This is a genomic window from Burkholderia sp. E168m23, assembly GCF_016586125.1.
Taxonomy (GTDB): Bacteria; Pseudomonadota; Gammaproteobacteria; order Burkholderiales; family Burkholderiaceae; genus Burkholderia; species Burkholderia orbicola.
Map to the genome: position 1 here is coordinate 1 of NZ_BCPP01000044.1, position 15,929 is coordinate 15,929.

12 protein-coding genes are annotated in these 15,929 nt (G+C 69.2%); 7 read left to right on the forward strand and 5 right to left on the reverse strand.

The features are described from left to right. Positions 1-293, reverse strand: a 293-nt coding sequence (locus JMF90_RS04165) for a LysR family transcriptional regulator (RefSeq protein WP_201324964.1), incomplete at its 3' end; no start/stop codon positions are given. 206 nt (positions 294-499) lie between these two features. On the opposite strand from JMF90_RS04165, the gene JMF90_RS04170 reads away from it, so the two are divergent. The 4 genes from JMF90_RS04170 (at position 500) to pdeR (ending at position 8,998) form a co-directional block, all read left to right on the forward strand. Beyond that, positions 500-1,273: a putative hydro-lyase gene (locus tag JMF90_RS04170; RefSeq protein WP_011694590.1), complete on the forward strand. Its 774-nt coding sequence runs from the start codon at positions 500-502 to the stop codon at positions 1,271-1,273. Between the two features lie 86 nt (positions 1,274-1,359). Then, positions 1,360-2,658 carry an MFS transporter gene (locus JMF90_RS04175; protein ID WP_006479741.1) on the forward strand — a complete coding sequence of 433 codons (1,299 nt, stop codon included), beginning with the start codon at positions 1,360-1,362 and terminating at the stop codon, positions 2,656-2,658. 127 nt (positions 2,659-2,785) lie between these two features. Then, positions 2,786-6,424, forward strand: a complete 3,639-nt coding sequence (locus JMF90_RS04180) for a hydantoinase B/oxoprolinase family protein (RefSeq protein WP_011694591.1) — start codon at positions 2,786-2,788, stop codon at positions 6,422-6,424. A 570-nt stretch (positions 6,425-6,994) separates the two neighbouring features. Then, positions 6,995-8,998: a cyclic di-GMP phosphodiesterase gene (gene pdeR, locus JMF90_RS04185; protein WP_011694593.1), complete on the forward strand. Its 2,004-nt coding sequence runs from the start codon at positions 6,995-6,997 to the stop codon at positions 8,996-8,998. A 48-nt stretch (positions 8,999-9,046) separates the two neighbouring features. On the opposite strand, the gene JMF90_RS04190 is transcribed toward pdeR, so the two are convergent. Beyond that, positions 9,047-9,910 carry a crotonase/enoyl-CoA hydratase family protein gene (locus tag JMF90_RS04190; RefSeq protein WP_006479738.1) on the reverse strand — a complete coding sequence of 288 codons (864 nt, stop codon included), beginning with the start codon at positions 9,908-9,910 and terminating at the stop codon, positions 9,047-9,049. A 358-nt stretch (positions 9,911-10,268) separates the two neighbouring features. Continuing rightward, a complete protein-coding gene (locus JMF90_RS04195; protein ID WP_236597943.1) occupies positions 10,269-10,511 on the reverse strand; it encodes a hypothetical protein in 243 nt (80 codons plus the stop codon). A gap of 107 nt (positions 10,512-10,618) precedes the next feature. Between JMF90_RS04195 and JMF90_RS04200 the strand changes: the two genes are divergently transcribed. Further along, positions 10,619-12,535 carry a DUF3857 and transglutaminase domain-containing protein gene (locus JMF90_RS04200; protein WP_011694595.1) on the forward strand — a complete coding sequence of 639 codons (1,917 nt, stop codon included), beginning with the start codon at positions 10,619-10,621 and terminating at the stop codon, positions 12,533-12,535. A 69-nt stretch (positions 12,536-12,604) separates the two neighbouring features. Beyond that, positions 12,605-12,769, forward strand: coding sequence for a hypothetical protein (locus JMF90_RS04205; RefSeq protein ID WP_011694596.1), 165 nt, complete (start codon positions 12,605-12,607; stop codon positions 12,767-12,769). A gap of 43 nt (positions 12,770-12,812) precedes the next feature. On the opposite strand, the gene JMF90_RS04210 is transcribed toward JMF90_RS04205, so the two are convergent. Next, complete coding sequence (locus tag JMF90_RS04210) at positions 12,813-13,862, reverse strand: AraC family transcriptional regulator (protein WP_011694597.1); 1,050 nt, start codon at positions 13,860-13,862, stop codon at positions 12,813-12,815. Between the two features lie 71 nt (positions 13,863-13,933). On the opposite strand from JMF90_RS04210, the gene JMF90_RS04215 reads away from it, so the two are divergent. Next, entirely contained in the window at positions 13,934-15,136 is a 1,203-nt protein-coding gene (locus JMF90_RS04215; RefSeq protein ID WP_011694598.1) for an MFS transporter, read from the forward strand. 56 nt (positions 15,137-15,192) lie between these two features. On the opposite strand, the gene JMF90_RS04220 is transcribed toward JMF90_RS04215, so the two are convergent. Continuing rightward, positions 15,193-15,929: oxidoreductase (locus JMF90_RS04220; protein WP_201324965.1), on the reverse strand; the 737-nt coding region annotated here is incomplete at its 5' end.

Here is a 15,929-nt window from a genome sequence, read left to right on the forward strand (position 1 = left end):
TCGATCACGCCGAGCCGCAGCTTGCCGCGCAGCGCACTCTCGCCGGACGCGGCGGCCTGCAGTTCCTGCGTTGCCTCGACCACGGCTTTCGCATAGCCGAGCAGGTATTCGCCGTTCGGCGTGAGCCGGAATTCGCGACTGTCGCGATCGACGAGTACCGTATGCAGTTCGTCCTCGAGCGCCTTCAGGCGCTGCGAGATCGCGGCCGGCGTCGCGTGCAGCGCCGCCGCGGTCGTGCGGAAGTTGCGCAGCTTCGCGAGCGTGACGAAAGTTTCGAGAAAACGCGTGTTCATGGCAGTCGGGCGAGGCAGTGGATGCGCAGCTTGCCGGCGACGAAAAGTGAACGGGACCGGGGAAAACCCGCAGGTCCGTTAAGAAATTCTATACAACAGGCGCAAAAAAACTCGTTGGCGACAAAATTTTTTCCTTTCTATTCTTCGCCCTATCCGATGACACATCACCGTCATCGCCACGCCATCCCGATCTGCGACCGACTCTCATGACGCCTTCCGAATTCCGTCAATCCGTGCGCCGCGGCGCGTTCCGCGGCCCGACCGCCGGCCATTGCGGCCCGTTTGCCCAGGCGAACCTGGCGATCCTGCCCGACGCGTACGCGCACGATTTCCTGCGCTTCTGCCAGGCGAACCCGAAGGCCTGCCCGCTGCTGGGCGTCGGCGAACCGGGCGCGTTCCGGATCGACGCGCTCGGCGACGATCTCGACATCCGCACCGACGTGCCGAGCTACAACGTCTATCGGGACGGCCGCCTGACCGAGCGCGTCGAGTCGCTCGACGCGCTGTGGCGCGACGATTTCGTCGTATTTGCGATCGGCTGCTCGTTCTCGTTCGAGGACATGCTCGCCCGCGAAGGGATCGGGCTGCGCCACGTCGAGGAGGGTTGCAACGTGCCGATGTACCGCACGTCGATCGCGAACCGCCGCGCGGGCATCTTCGGCGGCCAGCTGGTCGTGTCGATGCGGCCGCTGCGCGGCGCCGACGCGATCCGCGCGGTGCAGATCACGAGCCGGTTCCCGGGCGTGCACGGCGCGCCGATCCATATCGGCGATCCGCGGGCGCTCGGCATCGAGGATCTGAACGCGCCCGAATTCGGCGACGCGGTGACGATCCGCGACGGCGAGCTGCCGGTGTTCTGGGCATGCGGCGTGACGCCGCAAACCGCGCTGATGGACGCGAAGCTGCCGATCGCGATCGCGCATACGCCCGGCCACATGCTGATGACCGACATCACGAATGCCTCGCTGGCCGTGTTCTGACCCGGCCGGCCCACCCGTAAGCGACGTACAGACGACACACCGCACCCCACGCCATTGGATCGGCGCATAACGACAGGAGTACCACCATGGAAAGCAAGACCCTCGCGGCGCCCGCCGCCGAGCCCGCGAGCCGCGAGCGCACCGGCCTGTTCTCGTGGTACGCGGATGCGCAGCCGCGCGAGCGCCGCGCGTTCTGGAGCTGCAAGGTCGGCTACATGCTCGACGGGATGGACACACAGATGCTGTCGTTCGTGATCCCGACGCTCGTCGCGACCTGGGGCATCTCGCTCGCCGACGCGGGCTTCATCGGCACGATCACGCTGCTCGCGTCGGCGCTCGGCGGCTGGATCGCCGGCATCCTGTCCGACCGGATCGGCCGCGTGCGCACGCTGCAGCTCACGGTGCTGTGGTTCGCGGTGTTCACCGCGCTGTGCGGGCTCGCGCAGAACTACCACCAGCTGGTCGCGGCGCGCGCGCTGATGGGCTTCGGCTTCGGCGGCGAATGGACGGCCGGCGCGGTGCTGATCGGCGAAGTGATCCGCGCGCGCGACCGCGGCAGGGCGGTCGGCCTCGTGCAGTCGGGCTGGGCGATCGGCTGGGGGCTGTGCGCGCTGCTGTATGCGCTGCTGTTCTCGGTGCTGCCGGCCGAGCAGGCGTGGCGCGCGCTGTTCCTGGTCGGGCTCGCGCCCGCGCTGCTGGTCGTCGCGATCCGCCGCTACGTGAAGGAGCCGGACGTCTACGAGAAGGAGAAGGCCGCGCAGGCGAAAGTGGCCGATGCGCCGCGCCTCACCGAGATCTTCGCGCCGAAGCTGATCACGACGACGCTGCGCGCGGCGCTGCTGACGACCGGCGCGCAGGGCGGCTACTACGCGATCACGACGTGGCTGCCGACCTTCCTGAAGACCGAGCGGCACCTGACGGTGATGGGCACCGGCGGCTATCTCGCGATGATCATCTTCGGCTCGTGGGTCGGCTACCTGACGAGCGCGTACCTGACCGACCGCCTCGGCCGCAAGCCGAACTTCATCCTGTTCGCGGTCGGCTCGATGGTGATCGCGTTCGCGTACACGTCGCTGAACCTGACCAACGCGTCGATGCTGTGGCTCGGCTTCCCGCTCGGCTTCTTCGCATCGGGCATCTTCTCGGGGATGGGCGCGTTCCTCACCGAGCTGTTCCCGACCCGCGTGCGCGGTTCCGGCCAGGGCTTCTGCTACAACGTGGGCCGCGCGATCGGTGCGCTGTTCCCGTTCCTGATCGGCGCGCTGTCGAAGCAATACGGGCTCGGCACGAGCATCGGCATCTTCGCGGTCGCCGCCTACGGCGTGGTGATCGTCGCCGCGCTGACGCTGCCCGAGACCCGCGGCCGCGAACTCGACGCCGCCTGACCGGCGGCAGCGGCGGGGCCGCCGGCCCCGCGTGTTTCTTCCCCTTTCATCGACACCGTGACACGGCGCGCGACGCGCGCCGTGCGGCGGCGCTCGTCCTCGAATCAACGACGCATCGACCGACATCATGACTGACCGACACCTTTCTCCCGTTCCCTCCGACACCGCGCGCTGGCAATTCTGGATCGACCGCGGCGGCACGTTCACCGACATCGTCGCGCGGCGGCCCGACGGCACGCTCGTCACGCACAAGCTGCTGTCGGAGAACCCCGAGCAGTACCGCGACGCGGCCGTGGCCGGCATTCGCCACCTGCTCGGTCTCGCGGCCGACGAGCCGATCACGCCCGCGCAGGTCGACATGGTGAAGATGGGCACGACGGTCGCGACCAACGCGTTGCTCGAACGCAAGGGCGAACGTACCGCGCTGGCCACGACGCGCGGTTTTCGCGACGTGCTGCGCATCGCTTACCAGAACCGGCCGCGCCTGTTCGATCTCGACATCGTGCTGCCCGACGCGCTGTACGAGACGGTCGTCGAGATCGACGAGCGCGTCGGCGCGCATGGCGACGTGGTCGTGCCGCTCGACGTTCAGGGTGCCGAAGCGTCGTTGCGCCGCGTGTTCGACAGCGGGGTGCGTGCGCTCGCGATCGTGCTGATCCACGGCTACCGCTACACCGCGCACGAACGGATGCTGGCGGAACTCGCACGCCGCATCGGCTTCACGCAGGTATCGGTGTCGCACGAGGTGTCGCCGCTGATGAAGATGGTGTCGCGCGGCGATACGACCGTGGTCGACGCGTACCTGTCGCCGATCCTGCGCCGCTACGTCGAGCAGGTCGCGCACGAGATGCCGGGCGTGAACCTGCAGTTCATGCAGAGCAGCGGCGGCCTCACGCGCGCCGATGCGTTCCAGGGCAAGGACGCGATCCTGTCAGGCCCGGCCGGCGGCATCGTCGGGATGGTGCGTGCGGCGCGCGCGGCCGGCTTCGGCCAGGTGATCGGCTTCGACATGGGCGGCACGTCGACCGACGTGTCGCACTACAACGGCGAATTCGAGCGCGAGTTCGAGACGCAGGTGGCCGGCGTGCGGATGCGCGCGCCGATGATGAGCATCCACACGGTCGCGGCCGGCGGCGGCTCGGTGCTCGGCTTCGACGGCGCGCGGCTGCGCGTCGGGCCCGAATCGGCCGGCGCGAACCCGGGGCCGGCCGCGTACCGGCGCGGCGGCCCGCTGACGGTGACCGACTGCAACGTGATGCTCGGCAAGATCCAGCCCGATCATTTCCCGCGCGTGTTCGGCCCGCATGCGGACCAGCCGCTCGACCGCGACGGCGTGGTCGCGAAGTTCGCGGCGCTCGCCGACGAGATCCACGCGGCGACCGGCCGGCGCGAGACGCCCGAGGCGCTCGCCGAAGGGTTCCTGGAGATCGCGATCGGCAGCATGGCGAACGCGATCAAGAAGATTTCCGTGCAGCGCGGCCACGACGTGTCGCGCTACGTGCTGACGACGTTCGGCGGCGCGGGCGGCCAGCACGCGTGCGGCGTGGCCGATGCGCTCGGGATGACGCAGGTGTTCGCGCATCCGCTCGCGGGCGTGCTGTCCGCGTACGGGATGGGGCTGGCCGACCAGACCGCGATGCGCGAGCGCGCGGTGGAAGCCGTGTTGTCCGACGCATCGCTGCCGGCGCTGAACGCGGCGCTCGACCGGCTCGCCGACGAGGCCATCGGCGCGCTGCTCGAACAGGGCGTGCCGCCGGAGCGGATCGCGACCGAGCGGCGCGTGCACCTGCGCTACCAGGGCACCGATTCGGCGCTCGACGTGCCGGCCGGCAGCGTCGCCGCGATGCAGCAGGCGTTCGAGGCCGCGTACCGGCAGCGCTACGCGTTCCTGATGCCGGGCACGCCGCTGGTGGCCGAACTCGCGTCGGTCGAGGCGATCGGCCGCTCGGACGCGCCGGTCGACATCGCGCCGCTCGCGCCGCGCGAGGCGGGCGCGGCGCCGCAAGCGCACGCGGCCGTGCGCTTTTATTCCGGCGGCCAGTGGCACGATGCGGCGCTGGTCGTGCGCGACACGCTGCGCGCCGGCGACACGATCGACGGCCCGGCGATCGTCGCGGAGCAGAACGGCACGACCGTCGTCGAGCCCGGCTGGCGCGCCGCGATGACCGCCCAGGGCAACCTCGTGCTGACGCGCACGACGCCGCTGCCGACGCGCCGCTCGCTCGGCACCGATGCCGACCCGGTGCGGCTCGAGATCTTCAACAACCTGTTCATGTCGATCGCCGAGCAGATGGGGCTGCGGCTGCAGAACACCGCGTACTCGGTGAACATCAAGGAGCGGCTCGACTTCTCGTGCGCGATCTTCGACGGTGACGGCAACCTGATCGCGAACGCGCCGCACATGCCCGTGCACCTCGGCTCGATGGGCGAGAGCATCCGCACGGTGATCGAGCGCAACCGCGGCCGCATGCGCGACGGCGACGTGTTCATGCTGAACGATCCGTACCACGGCGGCACGCATCTGCCGGACGTGACCGTCATCACGCCGGTGTTCGCGGACGGCTCGGACGCGCCGCTGTTCTACGTCGGCTCGCGCGGCCACCACGCGGACATCGGCGGCACGACGCCGGGCTCGATGCCGCCCGACTCGACGCACATCGACGAGGAAGGCGTGCTGATCGACAACTGGCAGCTCGTGTCGGCCGGCGTGCTGCGCGACGCCGACACGCGCGCGCTGCTCGCATCGGGCCGCTACCCGGCGCGCAACGTCGAGCAGAACATGGCCGACCTGCGCGCGCAGGTCGCCGCGAACCAGAAGGGCGTCGACGAGCTGCGCCGGATGGTCGCGCAGTTCGGCCGCGACGTCGTGCTCGCGTTCATGGGGCACGTGCAGGACAACGCGGAAGAAGCCGTGCGGCGCGTGATCGGTGCACTGCAGGATGGCGCGTACCGCTATCCGCTCGACAACGGCGCGGAGATTCGCGTCGCGATCCGCGTGGATCGCGCGGCCCGCCGCGCGGAGATCGATTTCACCGGCACGTCCGCGCAGCTCGACAACAACTTCAACGCGCCGAAGGCCGTCTGCATGGCGGCGGTGCTGTACGTGTTCCGCACGCTGGTCGGCGACGACATCCCGCTGAACGCCGGCTGCCTGAAGCCGCTGACCGTGATCGTGCCGGCCCGCTCGATGCTGAATCCCGAGTACCCGGCGGCCGTCGTGTCGGGCAACGTCGAGACGTCGTCGGCGATCACCAACGCGCTGTACGGCGCGCTTGGCTGCGTCGCGTCGAGCCAGGGAACGATGAACAACTTCACATTCGGTAACGATCAATACCAGTACTACGAGACGATCGCCGGCGGCAGCGGCGCGGGCGACGGCTTCGCGGGCGTCGGCGCGGTGCAGACGCACATGACGAACTCGCGGCTCACCGATCCGGAGGTGCTCGAATGGCGCTACCCGGTGCGGCTCGATTCGCACGTGATCCGCGCCGGCTCGGGCGGCGGCGGGCGCTGGCGCGGCGGCGACGGCGCGGTGCGGCGGGTCCGCTTCCTCGAGCCGATGACGGCGTCGATCCTGTCGAACAACCGGATTCACGCGCCGTTCGGCGCGGCGGGCGGCGCGGCCGGCGCGCTCGGCCGCAACACGATCGAGCGGGCGGACGGCACGGTCGAGGTGCTCGACCATATCGGCCGCGCACAGATGGCGCCCGGTGACGTGTTCGTCGTCGAAACGCCGGGCGGCGGCGGCTACGGCGCGGCGGACTGAGCCGCGCATCCGGCTCCCGGCGCGGATGCCCCGCGCCGGGGCGGGCAGAGGATATTGCAACGAACTGTGGAATAAAGCCCGGCATTCACGCGCGAATGGAATCAAAAATGACAAAAAACCGGCGCGCGATCCGCAATTCGACCCCGCCGCGGCGACGCGTTCGAGTATCCGGCCCCTTATCCGTGGATCGGTCGTAAACGCCCGCCCGGCAGGGCTTCCGGGCCGTCTGGCCGCCCCGGATGCGCGCCGCGTCACCTGCGCATTCGCCGCTGCCAATCATGAAAAATCCGGCTTGCCAATCGAGTCCCGATTCCTTGACACTCTGCTCTAAATGTGAGTGCCAATCCTCATCGTCATTTGATAAGATGGCTCTCATCATTCGTAAGGTGGAACCTGCGCATCACGCGCGAACGCCGGTCGCATCAGCTGGAAACAAGTAACGGGACGAGGCCCGCCGTCACGGCAATCACGGCAGCCCTGCCGGGCACGCGCACTGCGTGGCCCGGGAAGGCGGTCGGCCCACTCGCCTCCGTCTACACTATGCGTTTTTTTCTGGATCGGGGCGTGTCCATGGATGACGAAAACGATAGCGCGGTGCTCGAGGCGCATGTCGGTACGCGCAGCCCCTGCTGGCGTCTCGGCAGCGACAGCAATGCGCTCGAACTGGCCGCGGTCCGCGGCCTGACCAACGTCGCGGTCGCGCTGACGGTCGAGCAGGCCGCGCGCATCCGCGCGCTGACCGGCGTCACGTCGCACCTCGTGCTCGACATCGTGCTGTTCGGCAACCCGGTCAGCCTCCATCTCGTCGGCAGGAAGGTCAATACGGTCGACTGGGCCGGCACGGCGTCCGCCTATTGCGATACCGAGTCCGTCGCCGGTGACCTGGCGCACGGGCTCGCGTTCGCCGAGCAGGTCGTGTCCGAAGTGAATTCACTCGTCGTGATCCTCGACCGCAACGGGATGGTGCAGCGCTTCAACCGCCTGTGCGAGGAAGTGACGGGCAAGCGCGAGGTCGACGTGATCGGCCGCAGCGCGTTCGAGCTGTTCATGAGCCCCGAGCAGGGCGCGCAGTCGCGCAGCAACATCACGGGCTTCTTCGCGAGCAACCAGTCGTTCGCGGTCGAGCGCTACATCAACACGGTCAACGGGCCGCGCCTGTTCCAGTTCCGCAACAAGTTCGTGCAGAGCGGCAGCGGCGTCGACGAGCAGTACCTGATCTGCTCGGGCATCGACATCACCGAGGAGCGCAACGCGCAGCAGCGGCTCACCGAGCTCGCGAACACCGACGTGCTCACCGGGCTGCCGAACCGCCATGCGATCAGCGAGCGCATCCACGCGGCGATCGCGGAGGAAGACGCCAATACGCGCGGCCACGTCGGCATCCTGTTCCTCGATCTCGACAACTTCAAGCGCGTCAACGATCACTACGGGCACATCACCGGCGACCGGCTGCTGCAGGACGTGTCGGCGATCATCAGCGGCTGCCTGCCGTCCGGCGCGACGCTCGCGCGGCTCGGCGGCGACGAATTCCTCGTGCTGTTCGAACACGCCACGCGGCCGCTGCTCGAAGCGACCGCGCAGATCATCCTCGAACGGCTGCGCACGCCGATCCATCTCGGACTGATGGAGGTCTACACGAGCTGTTCGATCGGCATCGCGATGCATCCGCAGCACGGCGATTCGCTCGAGACGCTGATCCGCAGCGCCGACACCGCGATGTACGTCGCGAAGGAAGAGGGCAAGCATACGTATCGCGTGTTCTCGCTGGAGATGAACCAGAAGGTCGCGAAGTACATGTGGCTCGACACGAACCTGCGCAAGGCGCTCGAGGAAGAGCAGTTCGTGCTGCACTACCAGCCGGTCGTCGACATCGCGACGGGCGACGTGCATGCCGTCGAGGCGCTGATCCGCTGGCAGTCGCCCGATCGCGGGCTCGTCGCGCCGGTCGAGTTCATCCGCTTCGCGGAAGAGTCGGGGCTGATCGCGCCGCTCGGGCGCTGGGTGATGCGCACCGCGGCCGCGCAGGCGGCCGCGTGGAAGGCGAAGGGGCTCGGCGTCCGGATCGCGGTGAACCTGTCCGCGCGGCAGTTGCAGGACATGAACATCGTGCACCAGTTCGCGTCGATTCTCGACGGCGCGGGGCTGAAGCCCGGCCTGCTCGACATCGAGCTGACCGAGAGCTGCTTCATCGAGGACGAGGAGGCGGCCAACGGGCTGATGCGGCAGTTCCGCCAGCTCGGCGCGGAGATCCATCTCGACGATTTCGGCACCGGCTATTCGTCGCTGTCGCAGTTGTCGCGCCTGCCGCTCGACGCGATCAAGCTCGACCGCACCTTCATCACGGCGATCGACCGCAATCCGCGCTCGCAGGCGCTGGTGCGCTCGGTCGTGTCGCTCGCGAAGGCGCTGAATTTCGCGGTGGTCGCGGAAGGCGTCGAAACGCATGCGGAAGCCGAATTCCTCAAGCAGCTCGACGTCGATCACGCGCAGGGCTACTACTACGCGCGGCCGATGCCGGCGCAGGCGTTCGAGGCGTGGCTCGCGGAGACGAGAAAGCTCAGGCTGATCGCCTGAGCATCGTTCCGGAAAAAGGCGCCGCCGGCCCCGGCGGCGCCCGTCGCATTACACCGTGCGCAGCTTCGACACGCGCCGGTTCTGCAGCATCACCAGGCGTTCCATGTACGCGAGATCCTTCGGCTCGATCGTGAACGCCGCATGCACCCACGCTTCCGTGATGTCCATCAGCTCCGAGCGCGACAGCTGGAACACGCGTTCGCGGGCGCGCAGCATCGCCCGGATGCCGTTCAGCTTGGGCTTCGTCACGTCGATGAAGGTGCGCGTCGCCAGATACGCGTCACCGGCGTCGAACGTCTCGTCGATCAGCCCCTGATCTTCGTACCATTCGGCCGCATGCGCTTCGCCGGTCGCGATCAGCGATTCCGCGAGGCCGCGGTTCGCCTTGCGTGCGACCAGCGAATAGCCGCCCATGCCCGGGAACAGATTGAACGCGATCTCGGGGAAGCCGAGTTTCACGCCCTTCTGCGCGAGCACGTAGTGATGCGCGAGCGCGGCCTCGAAGCCGCCGCCGAGCGCGCTGCCCTCGACCATCGCGATCGAGATCGCGCCGGTGCCGAAGCCCGTGTAGATCTCGTACACGCCGTCGATGCACGAGCGCGCGTACGCCATCAACTGGTCGCGCCGGCCGCTGCGGATCGCGTCGACGAAGAAGCTCAGGTCCCCGCCGACGTTGAACAGCTCGGGGACGAGCGAGCCCGTCACCCAGAAGTCGAACTTGAGGCCCGAGTCGCGTGCGACGCGCGCGAGATGGATGATGTCGGTGACGAGTTGTTGGTTGAAGCACGGTCGCGGCTCCGATCGCAGCATCATCCACATGACGTTACGGCCTTCTTCGTAGAAGGCCGTCAGTTGGGAGAGTTCGCCGGCTTCGTAAAACGGACGGCAAGCCGGATGGGATTGGAGTTGCATGGTATGTCCTCGTGAGATGTGGTTTTAAAGACCGCCGCGCCAGGCGCCAGGCGGGCATCGGGTTGCCCGTCTGGCGCCTGGCGCGAGGCATCGCCATTGTTGCGCGCGCACAAATGTCGAATTGCGGGGAACAACGCACGACCGGGACACCGGTGCGGCTTGCGTTCGGGCGAAAGGACGGGTGACGACGGACGGAGGGACGAGGGGCTGAGGTCGGTGGGTGGGGAGGGGACTCGAGTGGAGCGGGCGCACCGGCGGTGACGCAGCCTGCGTTGCCGCCGCTTACGCGCTGAAAGCGACGCTAGGACGCCGATCCGCTGTTGCGGGTCGGGCCGGCGTGCGGGCGGTTCACCTCACCTCACCGTGAGCGAGAGGGAATGCGCGGCGCGCATGGCCGCTCGGCGTCGATCGGTTTCGGATGCCGCCGTTCGAGATGCAGCACCGTCGGCAGCGTGCCTGACAGGATCACGCGCAGCCACGCGAACGCCATCACGCGGTCACCGGTTTCGAAAGCGTCGCCGATCGGCGTGAGGTGTCCTTCCCGCTGGCGCGGCTTGACGCTCGCCAGCCCGTCGCCCACACTGGGCCGCACGACGGCCACGCGTGCGGGTGCGCGCGAGCGGCCTGTCATGCGCGCGTCATGCGGTACGACTTCCGCTCCGGCGCGCGGCGCTGACGTCCGGTAACGAACGCGCGGAGAGCTTCGACGTGGTGCGTTTTCATTCCCGATGGACCGGCTGCCTGCTCGTGTGCGCCGTGGCGCTCGGCGCGGGTAGGGCCGTGGCCGATACGCGCGACTCACACGACACGCCAGACGCTCGCGACGCGGCCGATATGGCGCCCGTCACGCTCGTCAGCGACGTCCACGAATTCGTGATCCAGCACGACGGTTCGCTCGACGAGCACGACGATTCGACGCTGCGCGCGAACGACGCGAACGGCATCGATGCCGTTGCGCAGCGCTACGTATGGTTCGACAAGCATCTCGAGAAGGTGGAGCTGCTCGCGGCCGAGACGATCGACCGCGACGGCGTCGCGCATCCGGTCGGCGCGGACGGCATTCGCGACGTGCAGGAGCCGCGCTCGGCCGGCGCGCCGACGTTCCAGGACGGCCTGCTGCGCACCGTCGTGTTCCCCGGCGTCGAAGCCGGGTCAAGCACCCGCGTCGCGTTCCGCAAGACCCGCACGAAGCCGGTCAATCGCGGCTACTTCGGCTACACCGTCGAGCCGTCTCGCGAGCCGGTCGACAGCCAGCGGCTGATCTTCGACGTGCCGGCCGACATGCCGCTGTACGCGGACGCGCGCGGCTACGTCGCGCTGCCGCCCGTCACGGCGAACGGCCGCACGCGCTACGAATTCGACTACCGGCACGGCGCGTACGATCGCATCGAGAGCGGCTCGGTCGGCTATCCGACCTACGGCGACCGGCTCGTCGTGTCGACGCTGCCCGACTACGCGGCGTTCGCCGCGCGCTACCGCAACGCGGCCGTTGACCCGAGCGCGAACGATGCGGCCGTCGTGCAGCTGGCGCGTGCGCTCACGGCGAATGCCGCCGATCCGCGCGACAAGGCGCGCATCCTGTACGACTGGGTGCAGGCGAACGTGCGTTACGTCGGGTTGTTTCTCGGCGAGACGGCCGCCGCGCCGCATCGCGTGACCGACATCCTGCGCAACCGCTACGGCGACTGCAAGGATCATGTCGCGCTGTTCGGCGCGTTGCTCGCGGCGGTCGGCATTCGCAGCGAACCGGTGCTGATCAATCTCGGCGCCGTGTACACGCTGCCGTCGGTGCCCGGCTACGGCGCCGGCGCGATCAATCACGCGATCACGTGGCTGCCCGATCTCGCGCTCTACGCGGATACGACGACGGCCGGCATCGCGTTCGGCTACCTGCCGCCGATCGTGATGGATCGCCCGGCGCTGCTGGTCGATACGGGCGTGCTGTCGCGCACGCCGGCCACGCAGCCGCGCGCCCGCACCGCGCGGATCTCGATCGATGCCGCGCAGCCGGGCGCCGCGCGTGTTCAGGCTTATGTCGAGGACGACGGCTGGACGGCCGAACTCGAACGCAACCTGTTTCGCCGCGCGTCACGCGAGCGCATCGCGCAACTCGCGACCGAGCGCCTGCGGCAAAGCGGCCTGCGCGGCCGCGCGCAACTGTCGACCAGCGACCGGCGCGCGACGGACGGGCCGTTCGACGTGACCGTGACCGGCACGCTCGATCATTTCGTCTGGCCGGACGGCACGACCGCGTTGCCCGCGCTGTCGAGCGTCACGGGCGGTATCGCGACCCAGGTCGAAACCTGGCTGGCCGAGCCGGTGCGCACGCAGCCGTGGGGCTGCATCGGCGGCGCATTCGACGAGACCGGCCAGATCGCGCTGCCGACGGGCGTGGTCGTGACCGACCTGCCGGCCGATACGGCCGTGCACGACCGCTTCGTCGATTTCACGTCGCATTACGTGTTCGATGCGGCCGCGCGCGTCGTGCAGGTCACGCGGCGGATGAACGCGGATTTCGGGCGGCAGGTCTGCACGCCGGACGAATTCGCGGCGCTGCGCGCGTCGCTCGAGCGCATCGAGCGCGACACGCAGGCGCAGATCGTCGTGCGGGCGAAGCAGCGTTGAGCGGCGCGGGCACGGCATTCGCTCCGGACGGGCGAATCACCGCAATCGCCGACGCGCAGGAGGGACATCATGACGGAACGGGATCACGAGATCGCCGAACTCTCGAAGGAATTGCTGGGCCGGATCGTGCAGGGCACGGTCGCGACCGGCGCGGCCGTCGACGTGGAGCAGTGCGCGGCGCTCGCCGTGCAGTGCGCGACGGCGCTGATCGACCGGCTCGATGCATTGAAGTGACGGCCTGCGGGCCGGCACCGCCGCCAGCCCTGCGCGCCGCGCGTTACGCTTCGGCGGGCACGTCGCCGTCCGCACGCACGGCGCCCGGCGGCTTGCCGACCACGCGCTTGAACGCACGACTGAACGCCGCGAGCGAACCGTAGCCCAGCCGGTACGCGACCGCTTCGATCGTCTCGCGGTCGCGGGCGATCCATTGCGCGGCGAGCCGCATCCGCAGCTCGGTGAGGTAGCGCACGGGCGTCATCCCGGTGGCCGCGAGGAAGCGTTCGGCGAACACCGAGCGCGACACGCCTGCCTCGGTCGCGAGCTCCGCGACGCTCCAGTTGCGGCCCGGGTCGCGATGCAGTGCGACGATCGCGCGGCCGAGCTTCGGCTCGCGCAGCGCCTGCACCCAGCCGGTCGCATCGCCGCACCCGCACTCGACCCAGCCGCGCACGATGAACGCCGCGACCACGTCCGCGAGCCGCGCGAGGATGCCCGCGAAGCCCGCGCGCGCCGTGCACGCCTCGCGCTCCATCGCATCGAGCATCGGGCGGATTTCCGGGTAGCGCGCGAGCAGCGTGCCCACGTGCATGAACGCGGGCATCGTGCCGACCAGCGGCTGCATGCCGCCGAGGTCGAGTTCCATGCAGGCGCTGAAGATCAACGCATCGCCGGCGCCGGGTTCCTTCGTCGCGCAGCTCGTAGGCGACACGCCGGCCGACGCCACCGACGCGACCGTATCGCAGATCTTCGCGACCTCGAAGCCGTCGATCTCGCGGCACGGCACATCCGGATCGGACACCAGCGCGTGCATGCCGCCGTGCGGCAACAGGATCGCGTCGCCGGCCTCGAGCCGCATCGTCTCGCCCGTCGCGTCGCGCAGCAGCACGGGTCCGCGCACGATGAAATGGAACTGCGCGCGGCCCGTCCCGTGGCCGAAACTCAGTCCGAACGGCCGCGCGACCTGGATGCGGCGGTACTGGACGCCGCTCAGCCGCATCCCCAGCAGCAACTCGCTGACGAGGTCGTGCACATCGGGAATCGGGGGCAGAAGGGGCTCGGACATATCGAGATACGGACGTTCGATCAACAAGAACGGATTGTATGTCATAGACCGTCCTGTCGCTGTTCCTTACGATACGCCTTTATCAGTACTTTCCCTAACCGACACGGAACCCCCGCATGAATCCCGGAATCTCCTCGGCCGCCTCGACGGCGGCCCCCCGCGAACCGGCCTGGGGCGCGGTCTTCGCGATGACGCTCGGCGTGTTCGGGCTCGTCACGGCCGAATTCCTGCCGGCGAGCCTGTTGACGCCGATGGCCGACAGCCTCGGCGTGACCGAGGGCGTGGCCGGACAGGCCGTCACGGCCACCGCCACGGTCGCGCTCGTCACGAGCCTGCTGATTTCGGCGCTCACGCGCACGATCGATCGGCGGCGCGTGCTGCTCGTGTTCTCGGTGCTGCTCGTCGTATCGAACCTCACCGTGGCGTTCGCGCCGAACCTGGCCATGCTGCTGTTCGGCCGCGTCGTGCTCGGCATCGCGCTCGGCGGCTTCTGGACGATGGCGACCGCCACCGCGATGCGGCTCGTGCCGACGGCGATGGTGCCGCGCGCGCTGTCGATCATCTTCAGCGGCGTGGCGGTCGCGACCATCGCGTCCGCGCCGATGGGCAGCTACTTCGGTCACCTGATCGGCTGGCGCAACGTGTTCCTGATCGCGGCCGTGATCGGCGGCATCGCGTTCGTGTCGCAGATCGTCACGCTCCCGTCGATGCCGCCGAGCGGCACGACGCGGCTGCGCACGCTGATCGACGTGCTGCGCCGGCCGACCGTCGGCCTCGGAATGTTCGCGACGATCCTCGTGTTCACCGGCCATTTCGCGTTCTTCACGTATCTGCGGCCGTTCCTCGAACAGGTGGCGGGCGTCGGCGTGAACGGGCTGTCGGCGATCCTGCTCGGCTACGGCATCGCGAACTTCGTCGGCACGTCGCTCGCGGGCCGCGTGCTCGAACACCGGCTGAGGCCGATGCTGATCGGCATGCCCGCGCTGATGGTCGTGCTCGGCATCGCGCTCGTCGTGCTCGGCCGCGCGCCGATGATCGACGCGGTGCTGGTCGCGTTGTGGGGGATGGCGTTCGGCGGCGTGCCGGTCGCGTGGTCGACATGGGTCACGCGCACCGTGCCCGACGAGGCCGAGAGCGCGGGCGGGCTGATCGTCGCGGCGATCCAGCTCGCGATCGCGACGGGCGCGGCCGCCGGCGGCGTCGTGTTCGACGCGAACGGCGCGGCAGGCGTGTTCGTCGGCGCGGCGATCGTGCTGGCGGTGGCGGTCGCGACGATCGTGACCGGCGTGCCGAAGCGGGTCGGCGTGGTCGCGTCCTGACCGGCTCGGCGGCCCGCAGCCCGCGTGGCACGGGCCGCCAGGCGATCGTCCGCGCGTCAGGCGGCGCCGGCGCCCGCGATGCGGTCGAGTGCCGCGAGCGCGTCGGCCGGCAGATCGAGGTCGGCGGCCGCGAGATTCTCGCGCAGATGCGCGGCCGACGACGTGCCGGGAATCAGCAGGAGATTCGGCGCGCGGTGCAGCAGCCACGCCAGCGCGACCTGCATCGGCGTTGCGCCGAGGCGGGCCGCGACGCCGGACAGCGTCGACGACTGCAGCGGCGAGAAGCCGCCGAGCGGAAAGTACGGCACGTAGGCGATGCCGTCACGGGCCAGCGTGTCGATCAGCGCATCGTCGCCGCGATGCGCGATGTTGTAGTGGTTCTGCACGCAGACGATGTCGCAGATCCGCCGGCCTTGCGCGACCTGCGCGGGCGTGACGTTGCTCAGGCCGATGTGCCGCACGAGCCCGCGCCGCTGCAGTTCCGCGAGCGTGGCCAGCGGCGCCTCGATCGATCCTTCGGCCGGCCCGTGCGTATCGAACATGATGCGCAGGTTGACGACGTCGAGCACGTCGAGCCCCAGGTTGCGCAGGTTGTCGTGCACGGCCCGTTCGAGCTCGTCGGGCGCGAACGCGGGCAGCCATGATGCGTCGTCGCCGCGTCGCGCGCCGATCTTGGTGACGATCACGAGATCGTCGCGATACGGATGCAATGCGTCACGAATCAACTGGTTCGTGACGTGCGGGCCGTAGAAGTCGCTGGTGTCGAGATGGTCGACGCCGGATTCGACGGCTT